Annotated in this window: 14 protein-coding genes; 6 read left to right on the top strand and 8 right to left on the bottom strand. The window is 62.7% G+C overall.

The features are described 5' to 3' along the window. Window positions 1-286: 286 nt before the first annotated feature. Window positions 287-1,249, top strand: a complete 963-nt coding sequence (locus MKZ40_RS02945; RefSeq protein WP_175088627.1) for a LysR family transcriptional regulator — start codon at window positions 287-289, stop codon at window positions 1,247-1,249. A gap of 158 nt (window positions 1,250-1,407) precedes the next feature. Here the strand turns inward: MKZ40_RS02945 and MKZ40_RS02940 are convergent, their stop codons facing one another. After that, complete coding sequence (locus MKZ40_RS02940) at window positions 1,408-3,135, bottom strand: GGDEF domain-containing phosphodiesterase (RefSeq protein ID WP_175088626.1); 1,728 nt, start codon at window positions 3,133-3,135, stop codon at window positions 1,408-1,410. Window positions 3,136-3,842: 707 nt separating this feature from the next. Between MKZ40_RS02940 and queC the strand changes: the two genes are divergently transcribed. The 4 genes from queC to MKZ40_RS02920 are packed head-to-tail and all read left to right on the top strand — an operon-like array spanning window position 3,843 to window position 6,470. After that, window positions 3,843-4,586: a 7-cyano-7-deazaguanine synthase QueC gene (queC, locus tag MKZ40_RS02935; RefSeq protein ID WP_175088625.1), complete on the top strand. Its 744-nt coding sequence runs from the start codon at window positions 3,843-3,845 to the stop codon at window positions 4,584-4,586. Next, window positions 4,586-5,278, top strand: coding sequence for a 7-carboxy-7-deazaguanine synthase (gene queE / locus MKZ40_RS02930; protein ID WP_175088624.1), 693 nt, complete (start codon window positions 4,586-4,588; stop codon window positions 5,276-5,278). Before queC ends, queE begins: the two co-directional genes overlap by 1 nt. 8 nt (window positions 5,279-5,286) lie before the next feature. Next, the gene (locus MKZ40_RS02925) at window positions 5,287-6,186 is read left to right on the top strand and encodes a 6-carboxytetrahydropterin synthase (RefSeq protein WP_175088623.1); all 900 of its coding nucleotides are present in this window, start codon (window positions 5,287-5,289) and stop codon (window positions 6,184-6,186) included. Beyond that, window positions 6,183-6,470 carry a YkgJ family cysteine cluster protein gene (locus tag MKZ40_RS02920; protein ID WP_175088622.1) on the top strand — a complete coding sequence of 96 codons (288 nt, stop codon included), beginning with the start codon at window positions 6,183-6,185 and terminating at the stop codon, window positions 6,468-6,470. Before MKZ40_RS02925 ends, MKZ40_RS02920 begins: the two co-directional genes overlap by 4 nt. Window positions 6,471-6,499: 29 nt before the next feature. Here MKZ40_RS02920 and MKZ40_RS02915 read toward each other — a convergent pair whose 3' ends face one another. The 3 genes from MKZ40_RS02915 to MKZ40_RS02905 form a co-directional block, all read right to left on the bottom strand. After that, window positions 6,500-7,723 (bottom strand): CobW family GTP-binding protein, encoded by a 1,224-nt coding sequence (locus tag MKZ40_RS02915; RefSeq protein ID WP_175088621.1) that lies wholly within the window; start codon window positions 7,721-7,723, stop codon window positions 6,500-6,502. A gap of 213 nt (window positions 7,724-7,936) precedes the next feature. Beyond that, on the bottom strand, window positions 7,937-9,088 hold the full coding sequence (locus MKZ40_RS02910) for an iron-containing alcohol dehydrogenase (protein WP_175088620.1): 1,152 nt from the start codon (window positions 9,086-9,088) through the stop codon (window positions 7,937-7,939). 412 nt (window positions 9,089-9,500) lie between these two features. After that, window positions 9,501-10,499, bottom strand: a complete 999-nt coding sequence (locus tag MKZ40_RS02905; RefSeq protein ID WP_175088619.1) for an NADP-dependent oxidoreductase — start codon at window positions 10,497-10,499, stop codon at window positions 9,501-9,503. A gap of 264 nt (window positions 10,500-10,763) precedes the next feature. Between MKZ40_RS02905 and MKZ40_RS02900 the strand changes: the two genes are divergently transcribed. Beyond that, on the top strand, window positions 10,764-11,720 hold the full coding sequence (locus MKZ40_RS02900; RefSeq protein ID WP_175088618.1) for a LysR family transcriptional regulator: 957 nt from the start codon (window positions 10,764-10,766) through the stop codon (window positions 11,718-11,720). 206 nt (window positions 11,721-11,926) lie between these two features. Here the strand turns inward: MKZ40_RS02900 and MKZ40_RS02895 are convergent, their stop codons facing one another. From MKZ40_RS02895 to clpX, 4 genes are all read right to left on the bottom strand, one after another. Then, window positions 11,927-13,741, bottom strand: coding sequence for a SurA N-terminal domain-containing protein (locus MKZ40_RS02895; RefSeq protein ID WP_175088617.1), 1,815 nt, complete (start codon window positions 13,739-13,741; stop codon window positions 11,927-11,929). A 277-nt stretch (window positions 13,742-14,018) separates the two neighbouring features. Continuing rightward, window positions 14,019-14,291 carry an HU family DNA-binding protein gene (locus tag MKZ40_RS02890; RefSeq protein ID WP_043331296.1) on the bottom strand — a complete coding sequence of 91 codons (273 nt, stop codon included), beginning with the start codon at window positions 14,289-14,291 and terminating at the stop codon, window positions 14,019-14,021. 177 nt (window positions 14,292-14,468) lie between these two features. Then, the gene (gene lon / locus MKZ40_RS02885; RefSeq protein ID WP_175088616.1) at window positions 14,469-16,877 is read right to left on the bottom strand and encodes an endopeptidase La; all 2,409 of its coding nucleotides are present in this window, start codon (window positions 16,875-16,877) and stop codon (window positions 14,469-14,471) included. 232 nt (window positions 16,878-17,109) lie between these two features. Further along, window positions 17,110-18,399, bottom strand: a complete 1,290-nt coding sequence (gene clpX / locus MKZ40_RS02880; RefSeq protein WP_043331299.1) for an ATP-dependent Clp protease ATP-binding subunit ClpX — start codon at window positions 18,397-18,399, stop codon at window positions 17,110-17,112. Between the last annotated feature and the right edge of the window lie 28 nt (window positions 18,400-18,427).

Below are 18,427 nucleotides of genomic sequence, written 5' to 3'. Positions count from 1 at the left end.
GGGATTTCACCGGACCCCAGATAGGCTCAGTGGGACATGTCTTTGATGCATTGTCGGCAACAGGAAGAGCGAGAAACGCGTTGATGCGTGGTATTAGAGGAAACAGTGACCGTGATAAACTCGTCCTGTCAGAGATTTCCGTCACCTGGATTCGTGAAGATGATCCATGCAATGTCACCGGTTATCGACTGCTACCGAAGATGGACCGTCGCTTTATATGCACTGACTGCCTCATGGATGGCTGGCAGAGTGTTCCCCTCCCCATGGCATCACGAGAGGTCAGACCGTGGATAAAGCATCCCGTTTGTTGCTGTTTCTCGATGTGGTAGAAGCACAGAGTTTTTCCAAGGCGGCTGACCATCGTCAGGTCAACCGCTCGGTGGTCTCCAAGCAGATCAGCCGTCTGGAAGAAGAACTGCAGATTCGCCTGTTCAATCGCTCGACTCGCTCGCTGGCCCTGACGGATGCGGGGCGCGAGATCCATCAGCACGCACTGCGTCTGCGTGAAGTGCTGGAAGATACCGACGATGTGGCCGGCGCCTATCAGGATGGCCCGCGCGGTATCCTGAAGATCACCAGCCCGAGCCACTTCGGCCGCACCTACGTCGCCCAGGCCGTGCGTCTGTACATGGAGCGCTACCCGGATACCCAGGTGGAAGTGCGCCTGGAAGATCACCTCACCGACCTGATCGGCGGCGGTTATGACCTGGCCATTCGCATGTCGGAGCTGGAAGACTCCAACCTGATCGCGCGTCCGCTGGCGGCACACCGTCACCTGATCTGTGCCTCGCCAGCCTTCATCGAGCGTCATGGCATGCCCCAGACCCCCGCCGACCTGTCTGGCCTCCCGGCAGCGGTGTATTCCCGCGATGGCTTCATTCTCGATCGCCTGCGCGTCTGCACCGAGAGCGGTGTCGAGGAAAAGGTGGCGCTCGATTCGCGCCTCAAGGTCAATGATGCCGACGTGCTGATCGGTGCCATCAAGTCGGGTGCCTGCTATGGCATGGTGTCCGCGATCAACATCAAGGACGAGATCCTGGATGGAGAACTGGTGCCGCTGTTGACCAACGTGCCGATGAAGCCCTTGCCTTCGATCCACCTGGTCTACCCGCACCGCCAGTACCTGCCGCAGAAGACACGTCGCTTCAGCGATTGCCTGCAGGAGGTCGTCGGCACCCCCCCCGTCTGGGAGCAGCGCATTCCGGGCTTCGAGAACATGTACGGCTACGGTAGCGGTTGCAGCGAATGAGACATCGCCACGACTCCCGAGTCTGAATGCAAGCCGTCCCCTCCCACGGCCACTGCCAGCCCCGAACGTCCAGCATGAAAACGCCCGCCATGCAGAATCACTGCGTGGCGGGCGTTTTCATTCAAGGCTCCCTTCTCTTACCCCTCAGGACAAGGCACTCAGGGGCAGGGATGGATTGACGGCTTGCGCTTGAGCCACTCGACCAGCTCCGGCAGGCGCTTGGGCCGTGCATAACGGAATCCCTGTACCAGATGACAGCCCATCTCGACCAGCAGGCGCTCCTGCTCTGCGGTCTCGACGCCTTCCGCCAATACTTCCATGCCCAGGCTGTCGGCCAGCGAGATCGCATGAGAGACGATGGCGCGGTCGCGGGCATCATGATCAAGACTACCGACGAAGCGCTGATCGACCTTGAGGCGGCAAGCACGCAGGTCGCGCACGTAGAGCAGTGACGCGAAGCCGGTGCCGAAGTCATCGATCGCCAGGCGCACACCGCGTTCGATCAGGCCGGTGAGACGCTCCACGACGCGATCGAGATCCGGTACGCGTGAAGATTCGGTGATTTCAAGCTCCAGGCGTTCCGGCGCGAAGTCATGACGTGCCAGGGCCTCCGAGACGCGCTCGGGGAAGCCGGGGTCACGAAACTCCTGAGCCGAGACATTGATCGCCACCGACAGCGGCTTGCCGTTCGGCGTCACCAGGTCACGCGTCGCCGAGAGGGCCGTGTCCATCACCCGCGCGCCGACGGTGCCGATCAAGCCGTACTGCTCCGCCAGCGGGATGAAGCGCCCCGGGCCGATGGTGCCAAGCTCGGGATGGTCCCAGCGCACCAGTACCTCGACACCGACGGCCTCGCCACTGGCGAGGTCGAACTGGGGCTGGAAGGCGAGATCCAGCTCTTCGAGATGCTCGCGCAGGTCACTGGTCAGGCGATAGTCGTTGAGGTGCTGCATGTGCGCGCCGGGCGAGAATACATGCAGGGGGCCGCAGACATCGATGTCATCGTATTCCCCATGCAACATGGCGAGTTCGGCCAGATGCATGAGGCGATGGGCACGCCGCGCGTGCTGCGGTGCCAGACTGATGCCGACCCGCGCCGTGACCGGCAGGGCCTTGCCATCCAGTCGCATCAGCATCACCAGCCGTTCGCACAGCTCGTTGGCACGCGCGATCAGGCTGGCCTCATCCCCGATGAAGAACAGCGCGAAGGCGTTGCCCAGGGGGCGGCAGACCAGAGCGTCGCGATACTGCAGGGACATGGCTTCTGCCACCCGCTCCAGCAACGGATCGATGCGTTCGGCTCCGTGCGCCGAGTTGATGATTTCCAGGTGGGTCAGCGACAGGTAGATGATGCCGCCATCGATGCTACCGTCGACGCTTTCTTCCAGCAGCAGTTCATCGATCTGGGCATTGAAACGATCGCGCGACAGCAGGTTGATGGGCTGCAGCCGGCGCAGGGCGATCAAGACCTTGTCATCCACCCCGGCCGCCCGAGCCTCCGCCAGCCCCGAGAACGGCGCCTTGAGGCGGACTCGCCGCTCGCTGACCGGTTCGAGACGCGGCCGCTCTGTACCGAACAGCTCCTTCCAGCCACAGGTGTTGGCCACCAGACACTCGGCATCGAAGATCGCCATGCGCCACGGCAGATTGGCCTTCTGCACCAGCAGCCATTCTCCCAGCTCTCCGGTAATGCCCATCAACCAGAAGCCGGGCTGGCCGCTGATGCCACAAGGCTCCGGCTGCTTGGGCAGCGGAGATGGCAGCTCCGGCACCCTGTCTTCCTGGCGAGCGCGCGGCGACGTCCAGGCGAGTTGGCCGAAGCGGTCATGAATCCACAACGGCTCTTCGATGGACGACAGCAATTTGATCAAGATATCGAGAGGCACGCTCACTCCACCTGCAGTCATAAGGAAAATGGCTTGATGCCCCGCAATGGCCGCCTGTCGCCAGTGGTGCTGGCCGTAGGCTGCGCAACGTGGGCAACACCACCGGGACATGACACGTCATTCACGCTACCGGCTGTTCTCGCGCTTATCTGCTTACACCTGCTTTCTTTGTCGCCGATGGCTGCAGCAAGGCCCGGCCCGCATGGCTAGTGCGGCAATGTCCGAGCGTCCATGCGACTCTTCCCATGGCCATGGACAGACGCCAGAGTGCTGCACCTTGTCTTTTCTGATCGCCCTTTTTAACGCACCATCGAACGCCAGACGCCTCCCCGCTACGCATGTCACTTAGAAGCTGCTCCAGGCGGCATTCGATAGCCATTCGACCGGCTCCTCGATCAGTCATCCCGAAGTCCGTGCCGTCAGGGAAGGCACTACATGTACCAGCATGCAGCACGCAGTCGACACTCTCTACGCTTCGCTAATACTCCGAGTCTATGCCAGCCTGTGGTGCGGGTACCAAGGCTATTTTCTCGCCGACTCAACGCTTGGTTGCCATGGCCGCTGCAAAACCTGACGACAGGCGACGTATCCGCGGCCCGCGCCAGTGCGCGAGTGGCATCAAGGCGTGTGGAAGAGTAGGATAGGCGCCCGTTTCGCCCGGACCGGATCCCGGGCGCCGAATCCATCGGTCAAAGAAATTCTCCGTCATGACTCTCAACGCCCAGAATTCCGCTGTACCCGCTTCTGCCTCCTCTGCAGAGCGCCCCCGCGCCGTCGTCATCTATTCCGGTGGCATGGACTCCTTCACTGTCCTGCACCAGGCACTGCAGGAGGGCTTCGAGGTACACGCTCTCTCCTTCCATTATGGCCAACGTCACTCGCGTGAGCTCGACGTCGCGCGCCAGGTCTGCGAGTCGTTGGGCGTCGCCCACGAAGTCGTCGACATTCGCGCCATCCATGGCCTGATCGACAACTCCGCACTGACCAACAGTGACCAGGCGATGCCCAGGGCCGACTACGACGAGGCCTCCATGACCTCGACCGTGGTGCCCAACCGCAACATGATCCTGCTGTCCCTGGCCATCGCCAAGGCCGTCAACATCGAGGCCGAGGTCTGCTTCTATGGCGCCCACGGTGGCGATCATGTGCTCTACCCGGATTGCCGTCCGGAGTTCGTCGACAAGATGAACGCCGTCGCCGCGATCGCCAACTTCTCGCCGGTGGAGATTCGCGCACCCTTCCTGCACGCGAGCAAGGACGAGATTCTGGCCGCGGGCATCGACATGCAGCTCGATTACGCCCAGACCTGGACCTGCTACGAAGGCCGTGAACTGGCCTGCGGGGAATGCGGCAGCTGCCGTGAACGTCTCGAGGCCTTCGCCGCCCATGGACTGAGCGATCCGCTCGGTTATGAAACGACCGACTCCGTCAAGGACGCAGGCACTCGCTGATGTATACGGTAAAGGAAGCGTTCTACACCCTGCAGGGCGAAGGTGCTCGCGCAGGGCGCGCCAGCGTGTTCTGCCGCTTCGCCGGCTGCAATCTGTGGAGTGGCCGCGAGCAGGACCGCGACACCTCGGTCTGCCGCTTCTGCGACACCGACTTCGTCGGCACCAATGGTCAGAACGGCGGCAAGTTCCGCACCGCAAACGCGCTGGCGGACTTCCTGGCCAGTCTGTGGCCGGAGCACACCGGCATCGCCACGCCCTATGTGGTCTTCACCGGCGGAGAGCCGCTGTTGCAGCTCGACAGCGAGCTGGTGGACGCGATGCACGCCCGCGGCTTCGAGATCGCGGTGGAGACCAACGGTACCGTCGAGCCGCCTGCCGGCATCGACTGGCTATGTGTCAGTCCCAAGGGCGCCAGCGAGCTGGTCCTCACCGGCGGCGATGAGCTCAAGCTCGTCTACCCGCAACCCGAGGCCCTGCCGGAGCGCTTCGTCAGCCTGGACTTCGCGCACTTCTATCTGCAGCCACTGGATACCGCCGCCCTCGACGCCCTGCCCGCGCCTGCCGCGGCCCGCGAGCATTACCGCGAGGTGCTGGCGTGTGACACGCCGATGAGCCAGTGCGTCAGCTACTGCATGCGCAATCCCCAGTGGCAGCTCTCGCTGCAGACCCACAAGATCAGTGGTATCGATTGATGACCGCAATGACTCCCAAGACCCTGTTCGTCAGGGCCCTCACCGCGGTGGATGCCTCGGTGTGGAGCAATACCCGCGGCCTGTACGGCATCAGCCAGCATCTGGATCTGGAGCTGGACGGTGCCGTCGGCCATGACGGCATGCTGTTCGACTTCGGCGACGTCAAGCCGTGGGCCAAGCGCATGATCGACCAGGATGCCGACCACACCCTGATCGTGCCCAGCCAGGCCGAAGGCGTGAGCGTCACGGACTGTCCAGAGGGACTGTGCCTGCGCTTCACCCAGCCCTATGCCATGGAAGTGCGCGGCCCGCGTCAGGCCTTCTGCCTGCTGCCGGTAGCCGAAGTCACCACCGAGGTGCTGGCCAGCCACTTCGAGAAGCTGCTGACTCACCGCCTGCCGCCGCGCGTCGAGGCGCTGCGCGTACGTCTGCGCGACGAGACCATCGAGGGTGCCGCCTACACCTACAGTCATGGCCTGCGCCATCACAGCGGCAACTGCCAGCGTATCGCGCATGGGCATCGCTCTCCGCTGATCATCGAACGCAATGGCGTGCGGGACACGGCACTGGAAGCCGAGTGGGCCGAGAAGCTCAACGACCGCTATCTGGCCGAGGAAGGCGATCTGATCGATCGCCCGGGACGTGAGCTGGTATTCAGCTATGAGGCGCCGCAGGGCAGGTTCCGCATCCGCCTGCCGCGCAAGCAGGTCTGGCTGTTGCCGACACCGACCACCATCGAGTGGATCGCCGACTGGCTGGCGCGTCAGATCGCCCTCGACAGCGGTGACAGCATTCGCGTCGAGGCCTACGAGGGCATCAACAAGGGCGCCATCGCGCGGCATACCCCGCAGACGGCGCGCGAGCCTCTCGTCCTCCCCGAGCACGAAGACGCGTCCGCTACCTCATGACGCAGACCCTCTCCCCTTCTGCGGATGCTGCCGCTCCCGGCTGTCGTGCCGGTTGTGGCGGCTGCTGCATCGCCCCTTCGATCTCGAGCCCGATTCCCGGCATGCCCGATGGCAAGCCGGCGGGGGTGCGTTGCGTGCAGCTGGATGACGACAACCTGTGCAAGCTGTTCGGCACGCCGCAGCGCCCGGCGGTGTGCGGTGACTTCGATTTCGATCACGAGCTGTGTGGCGATTCCCGCGAAGAAGCTCTGCACCTGATCGGCGAATGGGAGCGCCTGACGTGAAAGGCGCGCCCTGAGGGGCCCGCCTCAGCTCACTCGCCGAAGAAGTTGAAGGGCCTGGCGGCACCGTCGCTGCGACAGGCCAGCAAGGCTGCATTCAACTGACGGGAATCCTCAAGCGGCAACGCAGCCACCATCCCCTCCTGCTCCTCTCCGGCCAGCGGTGCAATCAGCTCAAGCCGCGAATCCTCGCGCCAGCAGGACGGAGCAAGCTCGGCACGTCCATTGGCGCGGTTATAGCTGCGCCAACCATCCTGGGTGTGAAAGACGCCCTTGATGCGCCACTCACGCGGCAGGGCATCGAGCCACTGGGTCAGCTGATCGAGATCGAACACCTCGCTGGCGGCGATTCGCCAGCCCAGACTGGCATGCTCAAGCCCCTCGGCCTGTTCGATCACCGGTGCCCCGGGCAGCGGCATCACGTCTGAGGCGGGCGATTCATCACCTGCGGACGCCTCAAGAGCCTGGCCCGCATTGGTGTATGCGGCACGATGCGCGGCCGGCATCGTCACATTCACCTGTTCTGCCAACGGCTCATCGACACTTCCGCTCGCGCCCTGTCCTGCCATCAACCAGTCAATGATCCGGGCTTCCTGACCGTTCATGAGTGCCTTGAGTACATGGGTCTCGCCGTCGGCTCTGCCCAGCTCACCGACCCAGCGCTTGCGCGGCCACATCCCCGCCAGAAACTCATGCGCGGCCGCCAGCTGCTGCTCGGTCGCCAGATCTCGCTTGCTGAGCACCACGCCTCCTGCCAGCGTCAGCTGGTCCCGGAAAGTACCGTGTTCGCGCGTGCGGGTATCGTCCAGTGCGCGCGGGTCCAACAGGGTGATGACTTCCTCAAGCGCAAGTGCCGAGGCCAGCCCTTCGCTGCGCAGCACATCGATCAGCCCCGCCGGATGGCCCAGCCCTGAGGGCTCGATGATCAGACGATCAGGCCGGGTCTGATGGATCAGGCTGACCAGCCCCGCCTGCAGTACGAAGGCCAGCTGACAGCACAGACACCCGCCAGGCAGCCCCTTGACGCTGACATCCTCGCGCCCGGCAAACAGCGCCTGATCGATCCCCACCTGTCCGAACTCATTGACCAGGATTGCCCAGTGCTCATCCGCTGGCTTGGCCGCGACCAATGCCTGGATGAAACTGCTCTTGCCTGTTCCCAGGAAGCCGGTGATCAGATGCACTGGTATCCGCGTTTGGCGTGCAAAATCCGTCGGGGCGTCGCCGGTATCGGCGCCGCGTGAATCCAGAGACATGCTGAAATCTCCGCAAGATGAAGGGCGTGCAAAAGGTTATAGAGTAACAAAAACCGGCCGACGACGAAGTCTCGTCAAGCGAATCCGGCCTTCTGGCATGACGCGATCTGGCGGACGGCAAGCTGCGGCAAGGGGGAGATATGCAAAACCCCTCGCCACCAGAGGTGACGAGGGGTTTGAAGCTGACAATCGGGCCAGACTGACGTGCGGTGATCAGGCAGCGCGGGTCAGGATACGACGCGCCACGTCCGGCGTGATATCGCCGTGCTCACCGATGGCGGTGAAGCCGTGACGGGTCAGGTTGTCGACCAGCTGATCGATGCTGTCGGCACTGATACCGGCTTCGCTCAACGACACCGGCGCGCCCAGACGAGTGAAGAAGTCACGGGTCCTGTCGATGGCGGCGCGCGCGACGCTCTCTTCATCGCCCTCCAGCGCCCAGACGCGGCGACCGTATTGCGCCAGCTTGGCACGCTTGGCCTCGAACAATTCTTCCCACAGCGCCGGCATCACGATGGTCAGGGTGCGACCATGATCGACACCGTGCAGTGCGGTGATCTCGTGACCGATCATGTGGGTGGCCCAGTCCTGCGGCACGCCACGCCCGATCAGGCCGTTGAGGCCCAGGTTGGCGGCCCACATGATGTTGGCGCGCACGGCCAGATCATCCGGCTGGCTCAGCACCTTGGGGCCTTCCTCGATCAGCGTCATCAGCAGCCCTTCGGAGAAGCGGTCCTGCACCGGCGCATTGACCGGATAGGTCAGGTACTGCTCGCTGACGTGGATGAAGGCATCGACGACGCCATTCACGCTCTGACGCTCCGGCAGGGTCAGGGTGGTGGCCGGGTCCAGCACCGCGAAGCGCGGGTAGGCCAGCTCACTGAACATCGGCAGCTTGTCGTGGGTCTCGTAGTTGGTGACCACGGCGTTGCCATTGGACTCGGAGCCCGTGGCCGGCAGTGTCAGCACCACGCCCAGCGGCAGCGCCGTCTCGGGGTGCTTGCCCTCGGCGAGAATCTCCCACGGATCACCGGCGTGACAGGCGGCGAGCGCGAGGAACTTGCTGCCATCGGCGACGCTGCCACCTCCTACCGCCAGCAGATAATCGATCTTCTCGCGCTTGATGACTTCCAGGGCTTCGAGCAGGGTGTGATAGCTCGGGTTAGGCTCGATGCCGCCGAAGCTCCACCACTGACGGCCTTCCAGCGCGGCTTCGATCTGATCCATCACGCCGTTGCGCTTGATCGACCCGCCACCGTAGGTGACCAGCACGCGGGCATCCGCCGGAATCTCGTCACGCACCTTGGCGATCTGGCCGGCACCGAAGTGCACGCGGGTCGGGTTCTGATAGGTAAAGTCCTGCATGATGCTCTCCTCGCGGAGTCAGGGGCGACACGGCAACATGAGATGACAGAGCCGTGGTCAGGCGCCACCTGACACAGAGTGACATGTGGGCAAATGACAGATAAACGCGACGATGACGCCACCTGCCCACGAACGATGGCCTGCATTCTAGAGCAGTGACCAAGACCAAAGTAGAGCGCAGGCCGCACGTCTTTAGTTCGTGAGAGTCACCAATCCTCCCGACCGGTGATATTTGAGGACCAGTAATGCCTGGTGACCAGTAACGTGTGATGAACAGGAATGCGTGATGACCAACGCCGGGCCACCCACGCAAAAGGCCCGCCGCAGCGAGCCTTTCGTAAGTGCCTGAGCAGCGCGCATACGCGCGACGTCAGGTATTCGGGTCTTCAGTAATGCTGTGTCAGTTCTCAGATCAAAGACGCACCAGCATCTTGCCCTTGTTGCCACCCGAGAACAGCTGGAGGAAGGCGTCCGGCGTCTGCTCGAGCCCTTCTTCCACCGTCTCTTCATAGTCGATATCGCCCTTGGCGACCTGCGGCCCTACCTCTTCGAGGAAGCGGCTGTAGTTCTGCCAGTGATCAAAGACGATGAAGCCTTGCATGCGCGCACGACGGATCAGGATCATCGAGATGTTCGAGGGGCCAGGCGCCGCCTCGGTATCGTTGTAGCTGGAGATCATGCCGCAGACGGCGATGCGTGCGCCGACATTCAGGTTGTTCAGCGCCGCCACCAGGCAATCACCGCCGACATTCTCGTAGTAGACATCGAAGCCGTCCGGGCAGGCTTCCTTGAGCGCCTTCGTCAGCTGCTCGGCATCCTTGCCCTTGTAGCTGACCGCCTTGACGCCCCGCGCTTCCAGCCAATCGAGCTTTTCCTGGCTGCCGGCGATGCCGACGACAGTGCCGCCCTTGGCCTTGGCCAGCTGGACGGCGAGCGAGCCGACCGCACCGGAGGCCGCGCTGACCAGCACGTTATCGCCCTCTTTCATCTCGGCGATGATGTTGAGGCCGGTCCAGGCGGTCATGCCCGGCATGCCCAGTACGCCCAGGTAGGCCTGCTCCGGCACCTCGATGCTCGGCAGCGCCTCGACCTGGTCACCCGACAGCTGTGCGATGTCGCGCCAGCCGCCCATGTGACGTACCTTGTCGCCGCGCTTGAAGCGAGAGTCACGTGACTCGATCACTTCACCGACGGCTGCGCCCTGCAGCGGCTCATTGAGCTCGAAGGGGTCGATATAGGTCTTCACGCCGCTCATGCGGCCACGCATGTAGGGATCGACGGACAGCCAGCTGTTGCGAATGCGCACCTCGCCTTCGCCGAGCTCGCTCAGCTCTTCCTCACGCAACTGGAACAGGTCGCGTTCCGGGGTGCCTTTCGGATAGTCGGTGATCGTGTAATAGCGTGTCTGCATGCGATGCTCCTTGCGAATGATCTGGTCAAACGACTTGTGATCAGAATCGTCATCAGGCCGCTGGCCCGAGGCCTCAACCCTGTGACGACTGGCCGCCGCAAGCGTTGCTCGGCGACGAAGTGCCCCCAGATTACGCGCGCTCCCGATATCACACCAATGACAGAAACTGAATCCCGGTATGCATGAGGCTGATATCATGTGCGGTTGAAACTGCACACTTTCATCCCAGTGACTGGGTCGCCTCGCTACCGGGAACCGCTTGCCATGCACCTGGCTGAACTTGCCCGCCATGATCTCAATACGCTGGTTGCGCTGCATGCGCTGCTGGAAACCCGCAGCGTGTCGCGGGCCGCTGAGCGCCTCAACCTGAGCCAGCCTGCGGTGTCTCGCACCCTGGGCCGTCTACGCGAGGCCTTCGATGACCCCCTGTTCGTGCGGGCGCAACGCGGTCTGCGTCCCACCGCACGCGCAGAGGCCCTCAGGCAGCCCCTCGCCCGTCTGCTGCAGGAGCTGGGTGCCCTGCTGGCGCCACCCGAGTTCTCGCCTGGAGATAGCCAACGGCGCTTTCAGCTGGCCACCACCGATTACGGCATGCACGCCTTCGTGGCACCCCAGATCGCCCCGCTGCACGAGCAGGCACCCGGCATCCGTCTGGATATCCAGGCCTATGGCAGCAATGTCGAACAGCAGCTGGAAGAAGGCGGGCCGGAGCTTGCAATGTGCGTGCCCACCGCCAGGGTGCCGGCTGGCGTGCATGGTCGCGAAATCGGGGATGACCAGTTCGTCTGCGTGATGCGCCAGGACCATCCGCTGGCAGCGAAGGAGACCTTGAGCCTGGAGGGCTTCCTCGCCGCCAGTCACCAACTGATCAGCATGGGCGGTGATGAGCGAGGCGCGGTGGACCTCAAGCTGGCGGAACTGGGGCTGAGTCGTCAGGTCGTCATGCGCCAGCCCCATTTTCTGGCCGCCTTCAGTGTCAGCTGCCACAGCGATCTGTTGCTGTGCGTGCCGGGCTGTCTGGCCATCAGCATGCTCGATCAGCTGCCGCTAGCCCTGCGTCCGTTGCCCATCCCTCTCAACCGCTTCTCCTACTGGCTGGTGTGGCATGAACGCCTGCACCATGACGCTGGCCACCGCTGGCTACGCCAAACGCTCTCCACGGGCATTCAGGCCCGTCACCGCGAACTCTCCCGGCAGCTGCGTCAGCGGCTGGGCTCGTGACTTGATACATGACTCGTGATCTGACACCAAGCTCGTGACCTGACGCCACCCCCGCACGTAGCCTCGCGGCCTGAGCTTCGATACTTGAGTCTGCGAGGCTTGAACCCAATGGCTTGAACCAAAAAAGACCGCCCCCCCCCAAGGGGTGACGGTCTCATTGGCAGGCAACGCTGCCCACGCCAGTTGCCTGGCTCATTTGCGCTCGATCAGTTGCGCTCGATCTCGGCACGCTCGCGCAGAGATTCCTGCAGGCCCGTGACAGCGGCCTGAGCACGCAGACGCGTCGCCAGACGCGAGAGGAACCGATCCATCTCGCCCGGCTCAGCCTCGCCGATCTCGGTCAGAGCGATCAGCGCGATGCCACCACTCAGCGACGCCTTGCCGTAGACCGGCTGGCCATCCTGCGGGTGCGCCAGCGTGAAGGCCTGCTTGACCAGACTCTGCGGCAGCTGGGTGCTGGCCTGACGGCTGACGTCATCAGCCTGCTGCCAGTCGATCCCCTCGAGTGATCCACCCTGGCGCAGCGTCTCCAGACGCTTCTCGGCCAGTGCCTCCAGTGCCTTGGCAGTCTTGTCGGCCTTGGCTTCGCGCTGAACCTGCTGCTTGACCTCATCCAATGCCAGCGTTGTGGCCTCACGCTGCTCGAGAACGCGCAGCACCAGACGACGGCTGTCATCCAGTTCGATGACATCACTGTTGTAGCCCTCTTTCAGCACTTCGTCACCGAAGGCTGCCGCCATCACACCCGGCTCGGACAGCAGTTCATCATCGTTTTCCTGCGCGACCCAGTCGGTCTTCTCAAGCGGCAGGTCCAGATCCTCGGCGACGCTGGCCAGATCATCCGCCGCGAAACTCTCATCCTTCAGCTGCTGCGCCTTCTCGTTGAAGGTATCACGGGAAGCGGCCCGACGGGCTTGCGTCAGCAGCTCGTCGCGCATGTCCTCGAAGGGCGCGATGTCCAGACCGGTCACCTTGATCAGGTGCAGGGTGTCGCCGGTATCGACGATATCCGACACCTGGCCTTCATCCAGCGCGAAGGCCGCATCATCGAAGTCTTCGCCGAAGATACCGCGGGTGATCACGCCAAGCTCACCGCCGTCCTCGGCCGTGGAGCTGTCTTCGGAGACCTCGGCCGCCACCTTGGCGAAGTCTTCGCCGTTGGCGAGTGCGTCACGTGCGCCCTCGAGCTTGGCACGTGCCGCCGCATCATCGTCACCCTTCTCGACCATGATGTGCGCGATCTCCCGCGGCGCGTCGGCACGCTTGGCCTCATATTCAGCCTTCAGCGTGTCTTCGCTGATATCGCCACCGCTGGCCAGCTCGTTCTGGTCCAGCAACACGTAGGCCAACTTGACCTGTGCCGGACGACGGTAGTTGTCCTGGTGGCTGTCATACCAGGCCTTGAGCTCGTCTTCGCTGACCGTCACCGGCGCATCGAGGTCCGCGCTGCTCAGCGTGGCATAGCGGAAGGTGCGCGTCTGGCGCTGCAGCTGGCTGAGCTTCTCTTCTTCGCCCGGCAGCACGAAGGCACTGGCGGCAAAGCCGTCGGTCAACTGCTGGCGCAGGGTGTCGCTGCTCAGCTGCTGGCGGAAGGAGGTGGGAGAGTAGCCGGCGCTGGCCAGACGATTGCGGAACAGGTCGGCGTCGAAGCGCCCCTTGTCATCCTGGAAGTCCGGAATGCTCACGATCAGTTGATCGAGCTGCGCATCGGACATGTGCAGGCCGCCTTCCTCGGCGTATTGATCCAGCAGGCGGGAATCGATCATCTGGTTGATGATCTGATTGCGCGCTTCGCGCTCCTGTTCCGGCGCTACCTGGCCAGAACGGATGGCACGCTGGACTTCGGTTTCCACCGCCTGACGGCTGATGGTGTCGCCATTGACCGTGGCCACGTCGTCACTGCTGGCAGTGAAGGCGCCAATGATCGACTCAACACCAAAGAAGGCAAAGGTGACGACAATGAAACCAACGATCGTCTTGGCCACCCAGCCATGCGACCGGTCTCGAATTCGTTGCAGCATGCAGGCCTCGAACTACAGGGATTGGAATGGCCACAAGGGCCGCGACTCAGTGACTGATGATTATACGCATGCCGCAGACAGATGCAGGTGACTTTGCACGACTGACTGACTCGCCAGGGTCATCAAACGCTTGCGCCCTGCCGACATGGCCGGTTTCAGCCACAAAAAAAGCGCATCGCCAGGCGATGCGCTTCGATGTTCTGGTGCCGGTTCGGCAGTCATCAGACCACTCCCGAACCGGTACCGCGCCACCGGGTGCCTGCGAAGCAGGCAGACCTCAGTTGACGGCGTCTTTCAGTGCCTTGCCAGCCTTGAAGCTCGGCACCTTGGCAGCACTGATCTCGATCGGAGCGCCAGTCTGCGGGTTACGGCCAGTACGTGCAGCACGCTCCTTGACAATAAAGGTGCCGAACCCGACCAATGCCACGGTCTCACCCTTCTTCAGGCTATCAGTGACGGTGTCGACCATCGCATCGAGTGCACGGCTAGCTGCTGCTTTCGGAATATCGGCAGATGCAGCAATGGCTTCGATCAGCTCGGATTTATTCACTCTTCACCCCTTGAATTTGCAAAAATTACCAGAAATCAGCGCGAAAATTACGGGTGCTAAACGCGATCGCGACGAAGCGGAGTTTATAGCAACGCCCTCAAACGACTGTCAAGCAACCTCACGCGCAAAACCGCACCACGCCGCCGTTTCGACAGCGGCATGGCCAAAAAAATCCCGTCAATGTGTACTGATCATTGTCTGACGACCACCGGCATCGTCTGAACGAGAATCGTCCTTCTCAGCAGTAGACTTTTCTGCTAGAGCCACCTCAAGCACTTCGTCGATCCAGCGCACCGGCCGAATATCGAGTGCATCCTTGATGGTGTCCGGAACCTCCTTGAGGTCACGGCGATTTTCCTCGGGAATCAGCACAAGCTTTATACCACCGCGTCGCGCCGCCAGCAATTTCTCCTTGAGGCCACCGATCGGCATGACTTCGCCACGCAGGTTGACCTCACCGGTCATTGCCACGTCACAGCGCACGGGGCGTCCACAGTAAGCGGATACCATCGCGGTGACCATGGCAGCGCCCGCACTGGGGCCGTCCTTGGGCGTGGCGCCTTCCGGCACGTGGATGTGCAGGTCTTCCTTCTCGAAGCGCTCAGCCTCGATACCGAAGGCCTCGGCACGCGCACGCACCACGGTGTGGGCCGCACTCACCGACTCCTTCATGACGTCGCCCAGTGACCCGGTCTTGCTGACACGCCCCTTGCCCGGCGTGACGACAGACTCGATGGTGAGCAGCTCACCGCCGACGGAGGTCCAGGCCAGGCCAGTGACACGGCCGATCTGGTCCTCGGCATCGGCGAGGCCGAAGCTGTACTTGCGGACACCAGCGTAGTGCTCGACCTGCTCGGCCTCAAGGTGCATGGAAGACAGTGCGCCCTCCTTTGCCTCGGCGACCACACGCTCGCGCACGATCTTGCGGCAGACCTTGGCGAGCTGGCGCTCAAGCTCACGCACACCGGCTTCACGCGTGTAGTAACGGATCAGCTCGAGCACGGAGGCTTCGCTGAAGGTCAGCTCGCCCGGCTTCAGGCCATTGGCCTTAAGCTGCTTGGGCGCCAGGTAGCGCATCGCGATGGCCAGCTTCTCGTCTTCGGTGTAACCCGGCAGACGGATGATTTCCATGCGATCGCGCAGCGGGCCGGGAATGTTCATCGAGTTGGACGTACAGATGAACAGGGTCTCGGACAGATCGTAATCAAGCTCGAGATAGTGATCGGCGAACTTGTCATTCTGCTCCGGATCCAGCACCTCAAGCAACGCCGAGGCAGGATCACCGCGGTGGTCCATGCCCAGCTTGTCGATCTCGTCGAGCAGCACCAGCGGATTCTTCACGCCCGTCTTGGCCATGCGCTGGATGATCTTGCCCGGCAGTGCCCCGATATAGGTGCGGCGGTGACCGCGGATCTCGGACTCATCGCGCACGCCGCCCAGCGCCATACGCGTATAGTGGCGGTTGGTGGCACGTGCGATGGACTTGCCCAGCGAAGTCTTGCCGACACCCGGCGGGCCGACCAGACACAGCACCGGCCCCTTGAGCTTCTTGACGCGCTTCTGCACGGCGAGATACTCGAGGATGCGTTCCTTGACCTCATCCAGACCGTAGTGGTCCTCGTCCAGCACCTTGGCGGCGTGGTCGATGTCATGACGCACACGCGTGCGCTTCTTCCACGGCACGTCGCACAGCCAGTCCAGGTAGGTGCGCACCACGGTCGCCTCGGCGGAAGTCGGCCCCATCATCTTTAGCTTGTTGAGCTCTTGGGTCGCCTTCTCCTCTGCCTCCTTCGGCATGCCGGCGTCCTTGATGCGACGCTCGTACTGCTCGACCTCGTTGGGCACGTCATCCAGCTCACCCATTTCCTTCTGGATGGCCTTCATCTGCTCGTTGAGGTAGTACTCGCGCTGCGACTTCTCCATCTGCTCCTTGACGCGGGTACGAATGCGCTTCTCGACCTGCAACAGGTCGATCTCCGCTTCGATCAGCGTCATCAGGTGCTCGATGCGGTCACGCACCTTGTCCATCTCGAGCAGCGCCTGCTTGTCATTGATGCCCAGCGACAGATGCGCGCTGATGGTATCCACCAGACGGCTCGGGTCTTCAATGCCCTGCAGGCTGCCCAGCACTTCGTTGGGCACCTTCTTGGAAAGCTTCACATACTGCTCGAACTGGTTGAGCAGCACGCGCACCAGGGTTTCCTGCTCTCGCTCGGACAGCGGCTGGCTGTCACGCAGCGCGACGTCGGCGATGCTGTGGCCGTCGTCGTGCAGGCGAATCGCCTGGATATCGGCGCGCGAGCTGCCCTCGATCAGCACCTTGACAGTGCCATCGGGGAGTTTGAGCAGCTGCATGATGTCGGCAACGGTGCCGATGGCGAACAGGTCTTCCGCCGTCGGGTCGTCCTGGCTGGCTTCACGCTGCGCCGCAAGCAGGATCTTCTTGTCGCCTTCCATGGCCACTTCGAGGGCCTGGATCGACTTTTCCCGGCCGACGAACAGCGGAATCACCATCTGGGGATAGACCACCACATCCCGCAGCGGCAGCAGCGGAAGTGTCAGGGTCTGATCTTCGTTCTGCTCCATGGCAGACGTTCCTCGGTATTCTGTGGGTGGGCCGCCTCACACGGCACTTTGATACTGAGACCATGGGGGCAAGGCCATGATTTTGCAATGATCCCGACACGCCTGGCGGTAACTCAACGCTGAATGAAGCCGTGCGTGACCCGCGAATGCATCACAGTAAGAATGGCTTGCGAGCGCAAACGCAACGGGGGGCCTTGCGGCCCCCCGTTGGTGCGACTCAGGCCCGGACGTTTCAGCCGTCCTTGCCGGCCACCTTGCCCTGACTCTCTTCGTTCTTGGAGTAGATCAGCAGCGGCTTGCTGTCGCCGGCAATCACCGACTCATCCACCACCACCTTGCTGACACTCTCCTCGGACGGGATGTCATACATGGTGTCGAGCAGCACGGACTCGAGGATCGAGCGCAGACCACGTGCGCCGGTACGACGCTCGATGGCCTTGCGAGCCACGGCACGCAGCGCATCCTCACGCAGGTCCAGCTCGACATCTTCCATCTCGAACAGGCGCGAGTACTGCTTGACCAGCGAGTTCTTCGGCTCGGTCAGAATCTGCACCAGGGCATCTTCGTCCAGCTCGGTCAGTGTCGCGATGACCGGCAGGCGGCCAACGAACTCGGGGATGAGACCGAACTTGACCAGATCACCCGGCTCGACGTCTGCCAGCACGCGGCCCACGGTCTTCTCGTCCTGCTTGCTCTTGACCTCGGCATTGAAGCCGATGCCACCCTTCTCGGCGCGTTCGCGGATCACCTTGTCCAGGCCAGCGAAAGCACCGCCGACGATGAACAGGATGTTGCCGGTATTCACCTGCAGGAATTCCTGCTGAGGGTGCTTGCGACCCCCCTGCGGCGGCACCGAGGCAGTGGTGCCCTCGATCAGCTTGAGCAGCGCCTGCTGCACGCCTTCACCCGAGACATCACGCGTGATGGAGGGGTTGTCGGACTTGCGCGAGATCTTGTCGATCTCATCGATGTAGACAATGCCGCGCTCGGCCTTCTCGACATCGTAATCGCATTTCTGCAGCAGCTTCTGGATGATGTTCTCTACGTCCTCACCGACATAACCCGCTTCGGTCAAGGTGGTCGCATCCGCGATGGTGAACGGGACGTTCAACAGGCGCGCCAGCGTCTCGGCCAGCAACGTCTTGCCGCTACCGGTCGGGCCGATGAGCAGAATGTTGGACTTGCCCAGCTCCACTTCATCCGCGGCCTTCTGACCGGCGCGCAGACGCTTGTAGTGGTTGTACACCGCCACGGACAGCACACGCTTGGCGCGGTCCTGGCCGATCACGTAATCGTCGAGAGTGGAACGAATCTCACGCGGCGCCGGCAGGCGATCATCATCACCTTCGGCGTCGGCTTCGAGGACCTCTTCGCGAATGATGTCATTGCACAGATCGACACATTCGTCGCAGATGTAGACGGAAGGTCCCGCGATCAGCTTGCGCACTTCATTCTGGTTCTTGCCACAGAAGGAGCAGTACAGCAGTTTGCCGTTCTCGTCCTTGCCTTTGCCGTCAGCCATTCGCGTACCTCTCAATGGCGGCGACTCC

The organism is Cobetia sp. BMC6, from assembly GCF_029991385.1.
Classification (GTDB): Bacteria; Pseudomonadota; Gammaproteobacteria; order Pseudomonadales; family Halomonadaceae; genus Cobetia.
Note: the sequence above shows the minus strand (reverse complement) of the source record. Positions and strands in the feature narration are given on the sequence as shown.